16 protein-coding genes are annotated in these 13,361 nt (G+C 69.7%); 5 read left to right on the top strand and 11 right to left on the bottom strand.

From position 1 onward, the window contains the following. Positions 1-329 precede the first annotated feature (329 nt). From acuI to ACIPRI_RS13650, 8 genes are all read right to left on the bottom strand, one after another. Positions 330-1,322, bottom strand: coding sequence for an acrylyl-CoA reductase (NADPH) (acuI, locus tag ACIPRI_RS13685; protein ID WP_446621997.1), 993 nt, complete (start codon positions 1,320-1,322; stop codon positions 330-332). Positions 1,323-1,366: 44 nt separating this feature from the next. Continuing rightward, positions 1,367-2,080: an AAA family ATPase gene (locus tag ACIPRI_RS13680; RefSeq protein WP_446621996.1), complete on the bottom strand. Its 714-nt coding sequence runs from the start codon at positions 2,078-2,080 to the stop codon at positions 1,367-1,369. Further along, positions 2,080-2,430, bottom strand: a complete 351-nt coding sequence (locus ACIPRI_RS13675) for a type II toxin-antitoxin system prevent-host-death family antitoxin (protein ID WP_446621995.1) — start codon at positions 2,428-2,430, stop codon at positions 2,080-2,082. The genes ACIPRI_RS13680 and ACIPRI_RS13675 overlap by 1 nt, the downstream gene beginning before the upstream one ends. A 59-nt stretch (positions 2,431-2,489) precedes the next feature. Continuing rightward, positions 2,490-4,070, bottom strand: a complete 1,581-nt coding sequence (locus ACIPRI_RS13670) for an MFS transporter (protein WP_446621994.1) — start codon at positions 4,068-4,070, stop codon at positions 2,490-2,492. 6 nt (positions 4,071-4,076) lie between these two features. Beyond that, on the bottom strand, positions 4,077-5,492 hold the full coding sequence (locus tag ACIPRI_RS13665) for an MFS transporter (protein ID WP_446621993.1): 1,416 nt from the start codon (positions 5,490-5,492) through the stop codon (positions 4,077-4,079). A 1-nt stretch (position 5,493) separates the two neighbouring features. Continuing rightward, on the bottom strand, positions 5,494-6,699 hold the full coding sequence (locus tag ACIPRI_RS13660; protein WP_446621992.1) for a multidrug effflux MFS transporter: 1,206 nt from the start codon (positions 6,697-6,699) through the stop codon (positions 5,494-5,496). Positions 6,700-6,768: 69 nt separating this feature from the next. Then, a complete protein-coding gene (locus ACIPRI_RS13655) occupies positions 6,769-7,344 on the bottom strand; it encodes a methylated-DNA--[protein]-cysteine S-methyltransferase (protein WP_446622103.1) in 576 nt (191 codons plus the stop codon). Between the two features lie 5 nt (positions 7,345-7,349). Continuing rightward, positions 7,350-8,300, bottom strand: a complete 951-nt coding sequence (locus ACIPRI_RS13650) for a LysR family transcriptional regulator (RefSeq protein ID WP_446621991.1) — start codon at positions 8,298-8,300, stop codon at positions 7,350-7,352. Positions 8,301-8,384: 84 nt separating this feature from the next. On the opposite strand from ACIPRI_RS13650, the gene ACIPRI_RS13645 reads away from it, so the two are divergent. Together ACIPRI_RS13645 and ACIPRI_RS13640 are read left to right on the top strand one after the other, a co-directional pair. Then, positions 8,385-9,566, top strand: a complete 1,182-nt coding sequence (locus ACIPRI_RS13645; RefSeq protein ID WP_446621990.1) for an MFS transporter — start codon at positions 8,385-8,387, stop codon at positions 9,564-9,566. A gap of 14 nt (positions 9,567-9,580) precedes the next feature. Further along, positions 9,581-9,949, top strand: a complete 369-nt coding sequence (locus ACIPRI_RS13640) for a cupin domain-containing protein (protein ID WP_446621989.1) — start codon at positions 9,581-9,583, stop codon at positions 9,947-9,949. A gap of 9 nt (positions 9,950-9,958) precedes the next feature. Here ACIPRI_RS13640 and ACIPRI_RS13635 read toward each other — a convergent pair whose 3' ends face one another. Continuing rightward, positions 9,959-10,192, bottom strand: coding sequence for a DUF2789 domain-containing protein (locus tag ACIPRI_RS13635; protein ID WP_446621988.1), 234 nt, complete (start codon positions 10,190-10,192; stop codon positions 9,959-9,961). Positions 10,193-10,272: 80 nt separating this feature from the next. On the opposite strand from ACIPRI_RS13635, the gene ACIPRI_RS13630 reads away from it, so the two are divergent. From ACIPRI_RS13630 to ACIPRI_RS13620, 3 genes are all read left to right on the top strand, one after another. Next, on the top strand, positions 10,273-10,950 hold the full coding sequence (locus tag ACIPRI_RS13630; protein WP_446621987.1) for an alpha/beta hydrolase family protein: 678 nt from the start codon (positions 10,273-10,275) through the stop codon (positions 10,948-10,950). 68 nt (positions 10,951-11,018) lie between these two features. Further along, positions 11,019-11,336 carry a hypothetical protein gene (locus ACIPRI_RS13625; protein WP_446621986.1) on the top strand — a complete coding sequence of 106 codons (318 nt, stop codon included), beginning with the start codon at positions 11,019-11,021 and terminating at the stop codon, positions 11,334-11,336. Then, the gene (locus tag ACIPRI_RS13620; RefSeq protein ID WP_446621985.1) at positions 11,314-12,258 is read left to right on the top strand and encodes an RNA polymerase sigma factor; all 945 of its coding nucleotides are present in this window, start codon (positions 11,314-11,316) and stop codon (positions 12,256-12,258) included. Before ACIPRI_RS13625 ends, ACIPRI_RS13620 begins: the two co-directional genes overlap by 23 nt. Here the strand turns inward: ACIPRI_RS13620 and ACIPRI_RS13615 are convergent. Beyond that, positions 12,213-12,860, bottom strand: coding sequence for a glutathione S-transferase family protein (locus tag ACIPRI_RS13615; RefSeq protein ID WP_446621984.1), 648 nt, complete (start codon positions 12,858-12,860; stop codon positions 12,213-12,215). The genes ACIPRI_RS13620 and ACIPRI_RS13615 overlap by 46 nt on opposite strands. Continuing rightward, a complete protein-coding gene (locus ACIPRI_RS13610; protein WP_446621983.1) occupies positions 12,860-13,360 on the bottom strand; it encodes a hypothetical protein in 501 nt (166 codons plus the stop codon). The genes ACIPRI_RS13615 and ACIPRI_RS13610 overlap by 1 nt, the downstream gene beginning before the upstream one ends. Between the last annotated feature and the right edge of the window lies 1 nt (position 13,361).

The following is a 13,361-nucleotide window of genomic DNA, read 5'->3' as shown; positions in this document are numbered from 1 at the left end:
CGCGGGCCGACTAGGGCCTGTTCACACTATTTGCGGGGATCGCGTTGGCCTGCATTGGGGCTGGATGCAAGGCGCCCGTGCGCAGCAATGCTGAAGCATTGCAAGCGCGGGCAACGCCGCAGACGGCCCCAATGCGGGCCAACCCGGAGGGAAGGCATGCCAAAGCGGCCAACTCCGCGTTGCACGCCTTGCGTGTGCCGACGCACACGCGGCGTCGTGCGCCTTGATTTGTCCGCTTTGGCATGCCTTCGCGACCCCGTAAATAGTGTGAACAGACCCTAGGCGCCGCGCATGACAAGTGCGTGAACGAAGCGCGCGACTTTTTGGATTCAGATGCGCGCGACGTTCACCACCACGCGGCCGCGGATCCGGCCTTCCAGGATGTCCCGGCCGGCCTGCGCCGCCTGGCCCAGCGTGATCTCGTGGGTGATGGCGTCGAGCTTGGCCAGGTCCAGCTCGCTTGCCAGGCGCTGCCAGGCCGCGCGCCGCAGGGCCTGCGGCGCCATCACGCTGTCGATGCCGTAGAGGGTGATGCCGCGCAGGATGAAGGGCGCGACGCTGCCCGGAAAGTCCAGCCCCTGCGCCAGCCCGCAAGCAGCGACTGCGCCGCGGTAGCGGGTGCCGGCGCAGGCATTGGCCAGGGTGTGGCTGCCCACCGCATCCACCACTCCGGCCCAGCGCTCCTTGCCCAGCGGCTTGCCGGGCGCGGCCAGCTCGGCACGGTCGATGACTTCGGCCGCGCCCAGTTGCTGCAGGAAGGCCGTTTCGCCCAGCCGCCCGGTCGAGGCCACCACCCGAAAACCCATCCGGCTCAAGAGCGCGATGGCGATGCTGCCCACGCCGCCATTGGCGCCGGTCACCAGGATGTCGCCATCGGCGGGCGTGAGGCCATGCTTGTCCAGCGCCATCACGCACAGCATGGCGGTGTAGCCGGCGGTGCCGATCGCCATGGCCTGGCGCGCGCTCAGGTCATCGGGCAGCCGCACCAGCCAGTCGCCCTTGACGCGGGCCAGCTGTGCCAGCCCGCCGCTATGGGACTCGCCCACGCCCCAGCCGTTGAGCAGCACCCGGTCGCCCGGCTTCCAGTCGGGGTGCGTGCTGTGTTGCACCACGCCGGAAAAATCGATGCCCGCCACCAGCGGAAACTTGCGCACCACGGGCGCCTTGCCGGTGATGGCAAGGCCGTCCTTGTAGTTGATGGTGGAGTACTGCACGCCCACCATCACGTCGCCCTCGGGCAAGTCGGTGTCGCCCAGCGGGCGCAGTTCGGCGCGGTAGCCTGCCTTCTCGTCCTTGTCGATCACGAGTGCCTGGAATGTCATGGTGTCTTCCTTTCTCCTCGCGGCCGCCGCGGCGGCGCGGACGGCTATTGGAGCATCTTGCGACGCGCTGCGGCAGGGGTCTTGGCGGCCGGCGAGGAAAGCTCGGCCTGGTGTTCGAAAGCAGCCTGCACGATCGGCCGGGCCCAGTCGGGCGTGGCATTGAGCGCCGCGCGGTCCTTGGGGCCCGGATAGGTCACATGACCACGCACCGTTTCCAGCAGCAACACCGGGTCGGGAATGGGTTTGCCCAGCGCCGCCTGCGCGCTGTTGTCGAAAACCTGCAGCCGCGCCAACGCCGGCAAAAGGCGGATGAGGTTCAGGCGCGAGGCGTCCCAGCGCTCGCGGATCTTGGCCTGCGGGATGTCGTGGCCGCCCACCGCCACTCGCGCCTTGACGCGCCGCATGTGCAGGTCCACCGAAGCCAGCCCGCAAAAGAGCACGACCACGTCATGCGTGCGCGCGGCCTGGGCCAGCAGGTCGGGAATGGTGTGGGCGCCCAGGGTGGTCTCGAAAGCGAAGTTGCGGCCCTGCGCGATGGCGGCTTCCAGTTGCGCCCGGCCGTGTTCCCAGGCCCTGGCGTTGGCCTCGCCGATGGGCAAGCCCAGCAGCGCCACCAGTTCGCGCGCATAGCTGTCGGGGTTGTACCAATCCAGGCCATGCTCGGCCAGCAAGGCGCCGCCGACCGAGCTCTTGCCGGCGCCGTTGACGCCGGCCAGCACGAAGATGAAAGGCCGCGGGGCTGCACCAGCCTTGGGCATCAGTGGCTGGCACCGACCTTGGGCCGCTTGCTACCGAGCTTGCCCTTGGCGTCGAACAGGGCGCCCAGCCGCGCGCCGGCATCGGGTTGGTGCAGGCTGGCCAGGCGGGCGTCGAAGCGTTGCGAGAGTTCGTCAAGTACCGACTGTTCGCGCGCCTGCAGCGCGGCCAGGCTTTCGGTCAGTTGCTGGTAGGTGGCGGCGTCCAGCAGCACCATTTCGACGGCCGAATGGTTGGTGATGGCCACGCTGCCGTTCTGGCGCACCTGGCGCACCACGTCGCCCCACTTGTTCTTGACCTGCGACGCGTTCTGGCGCGGCAGGTTCTCGATGCTGATGGGCGGGGTGGTCATGGCAGCTCCTTCGCAGTTGCGGCCATTATGGCAAAAATAGCCACATTAGGCAATTTGGACTATTTGCCCTGTCCGCGCCCGATGGCCAGCCAGGCGCTCAAAGCGCTCAACAAGGCCAGGCCGGCACTGGCCAGCATGATCCAGCGAAAGCCGGCCACGTAGGCGGCCCGGATCTGCTCGCGCAAGGCCTCGGCCGCCGCCCCTTCGATGCCCGGCGGCAAGGCTGCTTCCGCCAGGCGGGCGCGCTGCCCTGCCATGAAGTCCACCACCTGCTGCGGCGCGGCCAGCGTGCGCAGGCCCTCGTCCAGCCGCGCGCCGAAGGCCCAGGCCATCAACAGGCCAAAGACGGCAATGGCCAGCACCGCCGCCACCCGCGACACTGCGTTGTTCACGCCCGAGGCGACGCCGGCCGCCTCGGTGCCGACCGCGTTCATCACGGTGGTCGTCAGCGGCGCGATGGTGATCGCCATGCCCAGGCCCAGCACCACCACTGCCGGGAAGAAGCCGGTCCAGTAGTTGGCGCTGGTACCCGGCACGGCAAACAGGGCGAAGCCGGCGCCGGCGATGGCCGGCCCCAGCACCAGCGGCAGCCGCGCCCCCACCTTGTCCACCAGCTGCCCGGCCCAGCGCGAGAGCGCGAACAGGATCAGGATGAAGGGCAGCAGCGCCGCGCCGGCCGCGGTGGCCGTGTAGCCCTGCACCTGGATCAAGTTGAGCGGGAAAAAGTAGAGTCCGCCGCCCAGCGCCGCGTAGAGCAGCAGGGTCAGCAGGTTGGCCCCGCTGAAGTTGCCACTGCGAAAGAGCGACAGCGGCAGCATGGGCGCGCGCACCCGCAGCTGCGCCCACACGAAGCCGATGCCGGCGCCCATGCCGATCGCCAGCGCCGCCAGCACGGCGCCGGCGCCCCACCCTTGCGACGGCGCCTCGATGAAGGCATAGACCACGCCGCCCAGCGACAAGGTGGCCAGCAGGGCGCCGAGCCAGTCGAGCGGCGCGGCCGCATTGCCGCCACGGCTTTCCGGCACGTGTTTCGCGGTGATGGCCAGCACCACCAGCGCCAGCGGCACGTTCACCAGAAAGGCCCAGATCCAGGAATAGTGGTCGACCAGGAAACCGCCGATCACCGGCCCGACGGCGGCGGTGATGCCGCTGAAGCCGGACCAGGTGCCGATCGCCTTGCCGCGCTCTTTTTCACCGAAGTTCGCGCTGATGAGCGCCAGGCTGCCCGGTACCAGCAAGGCGCCGCCGATGCCCTGCACCGCCCGTGCGGCAATCAGCTGCTGCACGCTGGCCGCCAGCGCGCAGGCCACCGAGGCGCCGGCAAACAGCCCCACGCCCAGCGCGAAGATCCGGCGCCGGCCGAAGCGGTCGCCCATGGCCCCGCCCACCAGCAGCAGCGCCGCCAGGAACAAGGCATAGGACTCCACCACCCACTGGGCCTGGAAGGCGTCGGCATCGAGTTCGCGCTGGATCGCCGGCAGCGCCACGTTGACCACCGTGCCGTCGACGAAGGCCATGCTCGATCCGATGATGGCCGCCACCAGCACCCAGGGCTTGGATGCCTGCGGGCAAGGCTCGGCCGCCGGGGCCCCCAGCGCGATCACGGCGGCGTCGCAGGGAGGCTTGCCGATCTGGGACATTGGGTGTCAGGTCTTGGGGGTGCTGGCGGGGACGAGCGCGGGCTCGCGAAGGCGCAATGTACTGAAGATCGCTGCGCATGTCGCGCAGGCCGCCGCCAGCGCCAGGGCGATGAAGGGGCCGCGGCCTTCCAGCGGCGGCCAGAAGCTGAAGAGCACCGCCAGCACCACCGCGCCCAGCGTCTGGCCGGTGAGCCGTGCGGTGCCCAGCATGCCGCTGGCGGCGCCGCTGCGCTCGCGCGGCGGTGCCGTCACGATGGTGTGGTTGTTGGGCGACTGGAACAGGCCGAAGCCCAGGCCGCACAAGGCCATGCGCCAGGCGATGTCGGCGTTCGACGCATCGTGCGGCAGCAGGGCCAGCAGCAGCAGGCCGGCGGCCAGCAGGCCCAGGCCCACGCCGCCGAGCAGCCCGTCCGGGTAGCGGCCGATCAACCGCCCGGCCAGCGGCGCCATCACCACGATGGCCAGCGGCCAGGCCGTGATGAGCAGGCCCGCCTGCACATGCGAGCGGCCGAACATGTCCAGGAGCAGAAAAGGCAGCGCGATGTAGGCCAGCATCTGCGCGCAGAAAGCCATCACCGAGGTGCACATCGACAAGGCGAACACCGGAATGCGCAGCAGGTCCACCGGAAACAGCGGCACCGCCTGCCGGCGCTGGCGGCCGATGTAGAAGACACCCACCAGCACGCCCGCCGCCAGCAGGCCCCAGGCCATGGCCGGCGCACCCTGCCCTGCTCCTTCGCCGCGCACGCCCAGGGCGTCGGCGCCGATGAAGAAGAGCGAGAACATCAGCACGTTGAGCCCCACATCGAGCAGCGAGAAGCGCACGCCGCTGGCCTTCGCCGTGTTGAAGGGCAGCGCCTTCACGCCCAGCGCCAGCACCAGGATGCCCAGCGGCACGTTGAGCGCGAACAGCCAGGGCCAGGAAGCCACCGACAGGATGGCCGCCGCCACCGAGGGCCCGGCCACCGAGGCCGTGGCCACCACCAGCGAGTTGTTGGCCACGCCGCGGCCCAGCTGGTCGGCCGGATAGGTGAGCCGAACCAGCGCGGCGTTGACGCTCATGATGCCGGCCGCGCCCAGCCCTTGCAGCGCCCTCGCCGCGATCAGCGTGGCGAGCGAATCCGCGAAGGCCGCCACCAGCGAGGCGGCCGCGAACAGCGCCATGCCCAGCAGGTAGACGCGCCGGTAGCCGACCCGCTCGCCCAGCGCCGCCAGCGGCAGCAGCATGACCAGGGTGGCGATCTGGTAGGCATTGACCACCCAGATGGCGGCCGAAGGGCTGGCCTTGAGCTGCTGCGCGATGCCCGGCAGCGCCAGGTTGACGATGGTCCCGTCGAGCACCGCCACCGCGATGCCCAGCAGGATGACGGTCATTGCACGCCTGCGCTGGGGCTGGGGCAGACCATCAGGAGGCACCGGCATTTCAGGTGCGCGCCGGGTAGGCGGTCAGGCGGTCGCTTCCCAAGGTCAGCCACGTCAGCAGCAGCGAGATGCCGGCGCCCAGCGTCATGCCGGCCACCATGGCGATCGGCGAGCCGTTGGTGAAGACGGCGATGGCGCCCATCATCAGTGCGCCGGTGAGCATCTGCAGCGTGCCCAGCAGCGCCGAAGCGGTGCCGGCGATGGCGCCGTGCTCTTCCAGCGCCAGCACGCCGGTGGGCGGAATCACGAAGCCCATGAAGGTACTGGCGATGAAGTACGTGACGATCAACACCCAGAAGTTGTCGCCGCCGGCCAGGTAGTAGGCCATCAGCGCCACCATCACCATGCCGCAGGCCAGCACCGCGCGCCGCACCAGCGCCACCAGGCCGTAGCGCTCGCCGAGCGCGCCGGTGAATTGCGAGGCGCCGATGAAGCCGGCCGCGTTCACGCCGAAGGCCAGGCTGTACTGGGTGGGCGTCAGGCCGTAGTGGTCGATGAAGACGAAGGAGGAATTGGCCAGGTAGACGAAGAAGCCGCCCATGGCGAAGCTGCCGATGAACACCAGCCCCAGGTAGTGCGGATCGCGCATCAGCACGCCGTAGGCGCGCAGCGCACCGCCCAGGCTGCTTTCCAGCCGCTCTTCTCGCGTGCGCGTCTCGCGCAGCATGAAGGCCATCATCGCCGCGCCCGCGATGCCCGCGATGGCCACCGCCCAGAACACGCCGCGCCAGCTGCTCAGCGCGATCACCCCGCTGCCGACCAGCGGCGCCAGGATCGGCGAGACGCTGAACACCAGCATCAAGAGCGACATGAGGCGCGCCGCATCCGTGCCGGTATGCAGGTCGCGCACCACCGCGCGCGGAATCGCCATGCCGGCCGCCGCGCCCAGGCCCTGCACGAAGCGCAGCAGCACCAGCGTGTCGATGCTCTGCGCCAGCGCGCAGCCAATGCTGGCCGCCACGAACAGCGCCAGGCCGAAGTACAGCGGCGGCTTGCGTCCCACCATGTCCGACACCGGTCCGTACAGCAGCTGCCCGATGCCCAGCGCCAGGAAGAACACCGTCAGGCTCATCTGCACCGCGCCGATGTCCGCGTGCAGGCTGGCACCGATGGCCGGCAGCGCCGGCAGGTACATGTCGATGGCGAAAGGGCCGATGGCCGAGAGAAGGCCCAGCACCAGGGCGAGACGAAAAAGACGTGAGGTCATCTAGCCGATTGTCGCCAACGGCCAATGGGCACGCTCGGGCACGCGTGTGCGGCCTGTGCTAGCCAGGGCTCAGGGTTGGCGCAATGCCTCGCGCGAAAAGAGCGGCGCGCTGCCGCTGTTGATGGCCACGGCCTCGGCGCCCTCCACCGCCAGCATGCGCAGCTTGACGTGGGCGCCGCCGTGCGCCGAGAAGCCGCCCGGCTTGCCGCCGGCGGCCAGCACCCGGTGGCAGGGAACCACCGGGGCAAAGGGGTTGAGGCCCAGCGCCTGCCCCACCGCGCGGGCCAGGCCCTTGTCGCCCAGCTGCACGGCCATGTCGCCGTAGGTGCGGGTCTCGCCCGGCGGAATGCGGCGTGCCAGCTCGTACACGCGGCGCTGGAATTCGGACACGCCATGCCAATCGAGGCCGACGTCGGCCAGGTCGTCGATGCCGCCGGTCAGGAGATGGGTGATGCGCGCCATGGCGGCCTGCACGTCCGGCGGCGGCACGCGTTCGCGCAGCAATGGAAAGCGCTTGCGCATGCGCGCCCGGGTGGCAGCGGCATCGCTTTCAGGCAGCTGAACCCCGACGATGCCGCGCGCGCCCCAGGCAATGCCGCATTGGCCGTATCGGGTCTCGAAGAGGGTGAAGCCTTGGCTGTTCATGTTCGTCATGCTGCTGGCAACTTCTTCTTGAGGTTAGGGCTGCGCCGCGCCCCGCGAAGGTCGACATGGGCACTCAAAAAGTCGAGCACGGCGCGTACCCGAGCCGGCAAGCGTCCACCCTTTCCAAGGTAAACGGCATGGATCGGCTCGAGCTCGTGCGGGTTGTACTCCTCCAGCACGGGTACAAGCAAGCCCTGCTCGATATCGCCATGTACGTGGAAGAGGGAAAGCCGGCCCAGGCCGACGCCGGCCAGCACCAGCTGGCGCAGGCTTTCGCCGTCGCTGGCGCGCACATTTCCAGAGATCGGAACGTCGAGTTGGCGGCCGTCCATCCGCAGCGGCCAGTCGGGCGTGGCGCGCCGGTAGTTCGTGCCCAGCCGGTTGTGCAGCAAAAGCTCCTGCGGCGTGCGTGGGGTCCCGTGCTGCGCCAGGTAGGCGGGCGAGGCCAGGATCGCCAGGCCGGTCTCGCCCAGCTTGCGCGCCACCAGGTCGGAGGGCGGCAGCCGGCCCCAGCGGACGGCGATGTCGGCGCGCTCGTCCATCAGGTCCACCACCCGGTCGGTCAGCACGATGTCCAGCTGGATCTGCGGGTGCAGCGTCAACAGCGGCTGCACCAGCGGGATCAGCAGGCGCTGGCCCACGGCAATGCTGGCGTTGATGCTGACGCGCCCGCGCGGCGGCGCGTCGAAGGCGGCACTGCGCTCGGCTTCGTCCAGGTCGGCCAGCACGCGCACGGCGCGCTCGTGATAGAGCTGCCCCTCGGGCGTGAGCTGCAGCTTGCGGGTGGAACGGTGCAACAGGCGCGTGCCCAGCCGCGCCTCCAGCCGGGCGATGAGCTTGCTGACGGCCGAAGGCGTCATGCCCAGCACCGCGGCGGCGGCCGAGAAGCTGCCGCGCTCCACCACCTGCACGAAGGCTTCCATTTCGCCGAAGCGGTTGACGTCGCTGCGCGCCATTTGATTCGTGACTTCAATTCACAGATGCTGGTCTGCGCGGCATTCTAGTCATCTTGGCGCCAGGCCTTCACAGTACGGGCCATCATGCCAATCGCTCTCCTTGCCCTCACCGCCGGTGCCTTCGGAATAGGCACCACCGAGTTCGTGATCATGGGCCTGCTGCTGCAGGTCTCGGCGGACCTCGATGTCTCCATCGCCAGTGCCGGCCTCTTGATCTCGGGCTATGCGCTCGGGGTCGCCGTCGGCGCGCCGCTCTTGACCATCGCCACCCGCAAGCTGCCGCGCAAGACGGTGCTGCTGGCGCTGATGGCGGTCTTCACGCTGGGCAACATCGCCTGCGCGCTGGCCCCCAGCTACGAGACGCTGATGGCCGCCCGCGTGCTGACCTCGCTGGCGCACGGCACCTTCTTCGGCGTCGGCTCGGTGGTCGCCACCGGCCTGGTGCCGCGCGAGCGCCGCGCATCGGCCATTGCCATCATGTTCACCGGCCTCACCGCCGCCACCCTGCTCGGGGTGCCAGCCGGCGCCTGGCTGGGTCTGCACTTCGGCTGGCGCGCCACCTTCTGGGCGGTGGCGCTGATCGGCGTGCTCGCCTTTGCCGTGCTGGCGGTCTTCGTGCCGCGCGGCAGCGCGCAGGATGCGCCGAGCAGCCCGCTGCGCGAAGAATTGGCGGTGCTGGCCCGGCCGCAGGTGCTGCTGGGCCTGGCGATCACGGTGCTCGGCTTTGGCGGCGTATTTGCCATCTTCACCTACATCCAGCCCCTGCTCACGCGCCTGGCGGGCCTGTCGGAGGCGGCCGTTTCGCCGGTGCTGCTGCTCATGGGCGGGGGCCTGGCGGTCGGCAACATCCTGGGCGGCAAGCTGGCCGACCGCGCCCTGATGCCCTCCCTGCTGGGCAGCCTGGCCGCGCTGGCCCTGGTGCTGGCCGCCATGCCGCTGGCGATGGCAACGCCGATGGGCGCCATGCTGTATGTGGCGCTGCTGGGCGTGGTGTGCTTTGCCACCGTGGCGCCGCTGCAGATGCGGGTGCTGGACAAGGCTTCCGGCGCCGGCCAGAACCTGGCGTCCAGCCTCAACATCGCCGCCTTCAACCTGGGAAATGCGCTGGGCGCCTGGGTCGGCGGCGTGGTGATCGGCCGCGGGCCCGGCCTGCCGGCCTTGGGCTGGGCGGCGGCGCTGCTGACCGTGGCGGGCCTGGCCATCGCCTTGGCGAGCCGCGGCCTGGACCGCCGCGCCGCACAGGCGCCCTGCACCGCGGCCGCTTGATTTTGGCGGCGGCCATGGCCACACTGCCCGTCATGGCCATTGCACACGCTGTCTCCGGAGAAGTGGTGGACCTGCTGGCCCCCGGCCAGCCCACCACGCCCGACAAGACCATCGCCATCTTCAAGGCGCCCGACCTGGAGGTGATGCGCCTGGTGCTGCCCGCCGGCAAGCAGGTGCCGGACCACAGCGTGCCGGGCTCGCTGACCATCCAATGCCTGCACGGCAAGGTCGAACTGCTGATGCCGGGCCAGACCAGCCTGCTTTCTGCCGGGCAGTTTGCCTACCTCGGCGCAGGCGTGACGCACGGCCTTCTTGCGCTGGAAGATTCGGACGTGCTGGTCACGATGGTCATTGCCAACGGCATGGGCTCGCCGCCGGGCTAGGCAGGGCCGCTAGGCGCGCAGGCGCAGATTCAGCTGGTCCACCAGCTCGGCCCAGTCGGCGTCTTCCTCGACCTCTTCGCGCAGGAACTGGGCCTGGGCCTCTGTCCAGAAAGGCGCATCCGCCAGCGCCACCGTGTCGGAAAGCGGACGATGTTCGGCGATGAAGGCGTCGATCGCGGCTGCGCTGTCCGACAAGCCGAGCTGCTTGAACAGGGCGCGCAGGCTGTGTTCGCTGAGGTCCATGCGGCCGATTCTGACCCCCGCGCGCAAAAAGCGGAAACTCCGGATGAGGGTGCCACCCGCCCGGCATCAAGGTCAATCCAATGAGCACCACTGCGTCGCCGCAACCCATCCGCATCGAGATCGATGGCGAGACCGCTGTCTCCGGCCTGGTGCAAGCGCCGGCCGATGCCAAGGCCTGCTACGTGCTGGCCCATGGCGCCGGCGCCGGCATGGCGCACTCCTTCATGGCGGCCACGGCCGACGGGCTGGCGCAGCGCGGCATCGCCAGCCTGCGCTACCAGTTTCCCTACATGGAGCGCGGCAGCAAGCGCACCGACCCGCCGGCCGTGGCGCATGCCGCGGTGCGCGCTGCCGTGGCCCAGGCGGCGCAGCGCTTCGAAGGGCTGCGGCTCTACGCGGGCGGCAAGTCCTTTGGCGGGCGCATGACGTCGCAGGCTCAGGCGGCGGCGCCCTTGCCGGCCGTCGAGGGGCTGGTGTTCCTGGGCTTCCCCTTGCATCCGGACGGCGCGCCCTCCAGCGCACGTGGCGAGCATCTGCGCGAGGTTCGGATTCCCGTGCTCTTCGTCCAGGGCACGCGCGACAAGCTGGCCGAATTCCCGCGCATGCAGGCGCTTGCGGCGGAGCTGGGTTCCCTGGCGACCTTGATGGAGATCGCCGAGGCCGACCATTCCTTCCATGTGCTGGCCCGCTCCGGGCGCAAGGATGCCGAGGTCCTGCACCAGGTGCTGGACGGCATGGCGGCCTGGATGCTGCGGTAGCGCCACCCGCGCATCCTTTTGCCGCGCCTAAACGTCTTTGCATGAATCAACCCCCCAAGGAGATGTTCATGACGACGACACGGCACATGGTGCAGTACAAGCTCAAGCCTGAATGCGTGGAAGACAACGAGCGCCTGGCCCGCGCGGTGTACGAGGAACTGCGGCGCGTGCGCCCGCCCGGCCTGCGCTACGCGACCTTCAAGCTGGGCGATGGCCTGAGCTTCGTCCACATCGTTTCGCACGAAGGCAGCGGCGACAACACGGCCCTGACATCGCTGGCCAGCTTCAAGGCCTTCAGCAGCGGCGTGCGCGAACGCTGCGAGATACCGCCCGCCCGGGTCGAGTTGCACGAGATCGGGTCCTATGGATTCTTCAACAACGACTGATCAGGAACCCACCGGCGCAGTGCCGCTGTTCACGGCGCTGGAAGACGCGCGCCGCCGCTTTCTGGCGTTGGTGCAAGACGTTCGCCCCGAGCTGCACCGCTACTGCGCCCGCATGACCGGCTCGGTGGCCGACGCCGAGGATGTGGTGCAAGACACCCTGGCCCGCGCCTACTACGAGCTGTCGGATCTGCAGGCCATGCCGCCGCTGCGGCCCTGGCTTTTTCGGATCGCGCACAACCGCGCCATCGACCACTGGCGCCATGAGGCCCATCGCCGCAGCGAGCCGCTCGACCAGGCCCTGGAGCTGGCCGGCGACGTGGCCGATCAGCCCGACAGCGCGCTGGCCCGGCGGCAGGCGGTGCAGGCCGCCCTGTCCAGCTTTTTGCAATTGCCGCCGGCGCCGCGCGGCTGCGTCATCCTGAAGGACGTCCTGGAGCACTCGCTGGAGGAGATCGCGGCCGAGCTGGAGATGAGCCTGCCCGCCGTCAAGGCGGCGCTGCACCGGGGCCGGGCCCGGTTGCGTGCCCTGGCGGCGCAGCCGACGCCGCTGCCGCCGGCCTCGGCGGCGCGCGCCGTCTCGCCATCGCTGCAACGCTATGCCGTGCTCTTCAATGCGCGCGACTGGGACGCCTTGCGCGCCCTGCTGGCCGACGAGGTCAAGCTCGATCTGGTGGCGCGCCACCGCATCGCGGGCCAGGGCGCGGTGGGCCAGTACTTTTCCAACTACGCCAAGGTGCACGACTGCCATGCGCAGCCGGCCTGGCTCGATGGGCGCGAAGTGCTGGCCGTGCTGCGCGATGGCGTGCTTGCCTACTTCATCGAACTGCGCTGGCAGGGCGAGCGCCTGCTGGGCATCCGGGATTTCCGCTACGTGCCCTACATCGCGCGCGAGGCGTCGATCGAACTGGCCAGCAACGCCTGATCAGGGTGACGCCAGCCCGGCAGGCCGCGCAAGGCCCGCAGCCAGCGCTGCAGATGGAGATAGGCCGCCTCCGTGAAGCCGGCCTGCTCCAGCCAGAACAGATAGGCCGAGCAACTGATGTCGGCCACGGTGGGCCCGGACGGCAGCAGGAACTCGGAAGTCGCGAGGAACTCGTCCAGGGTCTGCAGGTCCGCCTCGGCGCGCCGCCGCAAATAGTCCAAGACCTCGGGCGGCTGCCTCACCCACCGCAGCGAGAAGCGCAGGTTGGGCACGGAAAACCCGATGCGGTTGCTCTCCCAGGACAACCACTCCAGCACCGTCTGCCACTCGGATTCAAGGCCGGCGAAGCGGCCCGACTTGCGCGCCAGATGAATCAGCAGGGCATTGGACTGGCACATCGCGCGCCCTTGGTCGACCAGCACCGGCACCTCGCCGAACTTGCTGGCGGCCACGAAGTCCGCGCCCCGCCGCGCCCGCGGCTGCGACAGGTCGACCCATCGGTAGTCGTGCGCGATGCCCGCCAGCAGCAGGAAGGAGCGAACCTTGTAGGAATGGCCGGAATCGGTGCTGCCGTAGAGCACCATGCCGTGTGGTGCGTCCATCAGCGCCCCTTGAGCCAGGCGCCCAGCACCGCGCCCAGCAAGGCCGCCACGGCGGTGACCAGCGGCAGCCACCAGCGGCGTTCCTTCTGCTGGTCGAGCGCGCGCGAATGCAGGCCGACGGCGGTGTCGATCAGCGCGCGGATGTCATTGGCCGACAGGGGCTCGCGCGAGACGCGTTCCATTTCCGCTTCGGTCAGCGCCAGGCACTCGGCCACCGACAGGCGGCGCTCCTCGTCGACGTGGAAGCGCTTGGGATACTGGCGGCGCCAGACCAGGGCCGCGCCCTGGCGGTCGCCATCCAGCCGGAAGAACTCCGGGTGGTCTTCGAAGATGTTGCGCCAGTAGGCGGCCACCTGGGCGTCGCCGGAAATGCGTTCTGCCCAGCCGGCAAAGTCCTGCCAATAGAACTTGTAGGTACCCATGACCTGGATGGCGGCGATCACGTCGGCCAGGCGGCGCGTGTCGGCAAGATAGGGCGAAAGCGATGTGGTGCGCGCCATG

The sequence above is a fragment of the Variovorax sp. LARHSF232 genome (genome assembly GCF_052871435.1).
This window is presented reverse-complemented; position numbering and strand designations above follow the sequence as displayed.

Coding starts and splice junctions, on each gene's coding strand:
- acuI (WP_446621997.1), bottom strand. CDS start 1,322: ATGACATTCCAGGCACTCGTGATCGACAAGGACGAGAAGGCAGGCTAC.
- ACIPRI_RS13680 (WP_446621996.1), bottom strand. CDS start 2,080: ATGCCCAAGGCTGGTGCAGCCCCGCGGCCTTTCATCTTCGTGCTGGCC.
- ACIPRI_RS13675 (WP_446621995.1), bottom strand. CDS start 2,430: ATGACCACCCCGCCCATCAGCATCGAGAACCTGCCGCGCCAGAACGCG.
- ACIPRI_RS13670 (WP_446621994.1), bottom strand. CDS start 4,070: ATGTCCCAGATCGGCAAGCCTCCCTGCGACGCCGCCGTGATCGCGCTG.
- ACIPRI_RS13665 (WP_446621993.1), bottom strand. CDS start 5,492: ATGCCGGTGCCTCCTGATGGTCTGCCCCAGCCCCAGCGCAGGCGTGCA.
- ACIPRI_RS13660 (WP_446621992.1), bottom strand. CDS start 6,699: ATGACCTCACGTCTTTTTCGTCTCGCCCTGGTGCTGGGCCTTCTCTCG.
- ACIPRI_RS13655 (WP_446622103.1), bottom strand. CDS start 7,344: ATGAACAGCCAAGGCTTCACCCTCTTCGAGACCCGATACGGCCAATGC.
- ACIPRI_RS13650 (WP_446621991.1), bottom strand. CDS start 8,300: ATGGCGCGCAGCGACGTCAACCGCTTCGGCGAAATGGAAGCCTTCGTG.
- ACIPRI_RS13645 (WP_446621990.1), top strand. CDS start 8,385: ATGCCAATCGCTCTCCTTGCCCTCACCGCCGGTGCCTTCGGAATAGGC.
- ACIPRI_RS13640 (WP_446621989.1), top strand. CDS start 9,581: ATGGCCACACTGCCCGTCATGGCCATTGCACACGCTGTCTCCGGAGAA.
- ACIPRI_RS13635 (WP_446621988.1), bottom strand. CDS start 10,192: ATGGACCTCAGCGAACACAGCCTGCGCGCCCTGTTCAAGCAGCTCGGC.
- ACIPRI_RS13630 (WP_446621987.1), top strand. CDS start 10,273: ATGAGCACCACTGCGTCGCCGCAACCCATCCGCATCGAGATCGATGGC.
- ACIPRI_RS13625 (WP_446621986.1), top strand. CDS start 11,019: ATGACGACGACACGGCACATGGTGCAGTACAAGCTCAAGCCTGAATGC.
- ACIPRI_RS13620 (WP_446621985.1), top strand. CDS start 11,314: ATGGATTCTTCAACAACGACTGATCAGGAACCCACCGGCGCAGTGCCG.
- ACIPRI_RS13615 (WP_446621984.1), bottom strand. CDS start 12,860: ATGGACGCACCACACGGCATGGTGCTCTACGGCAGCACCGATTCCGGC.
- ACIPRI_RS13610 (WP_446621983.1), bottom strand. CDS start 13,360: ATGGCGCGCACCACATCGCTTTCGCCCTATCTTGCCGACACGCGCCGC.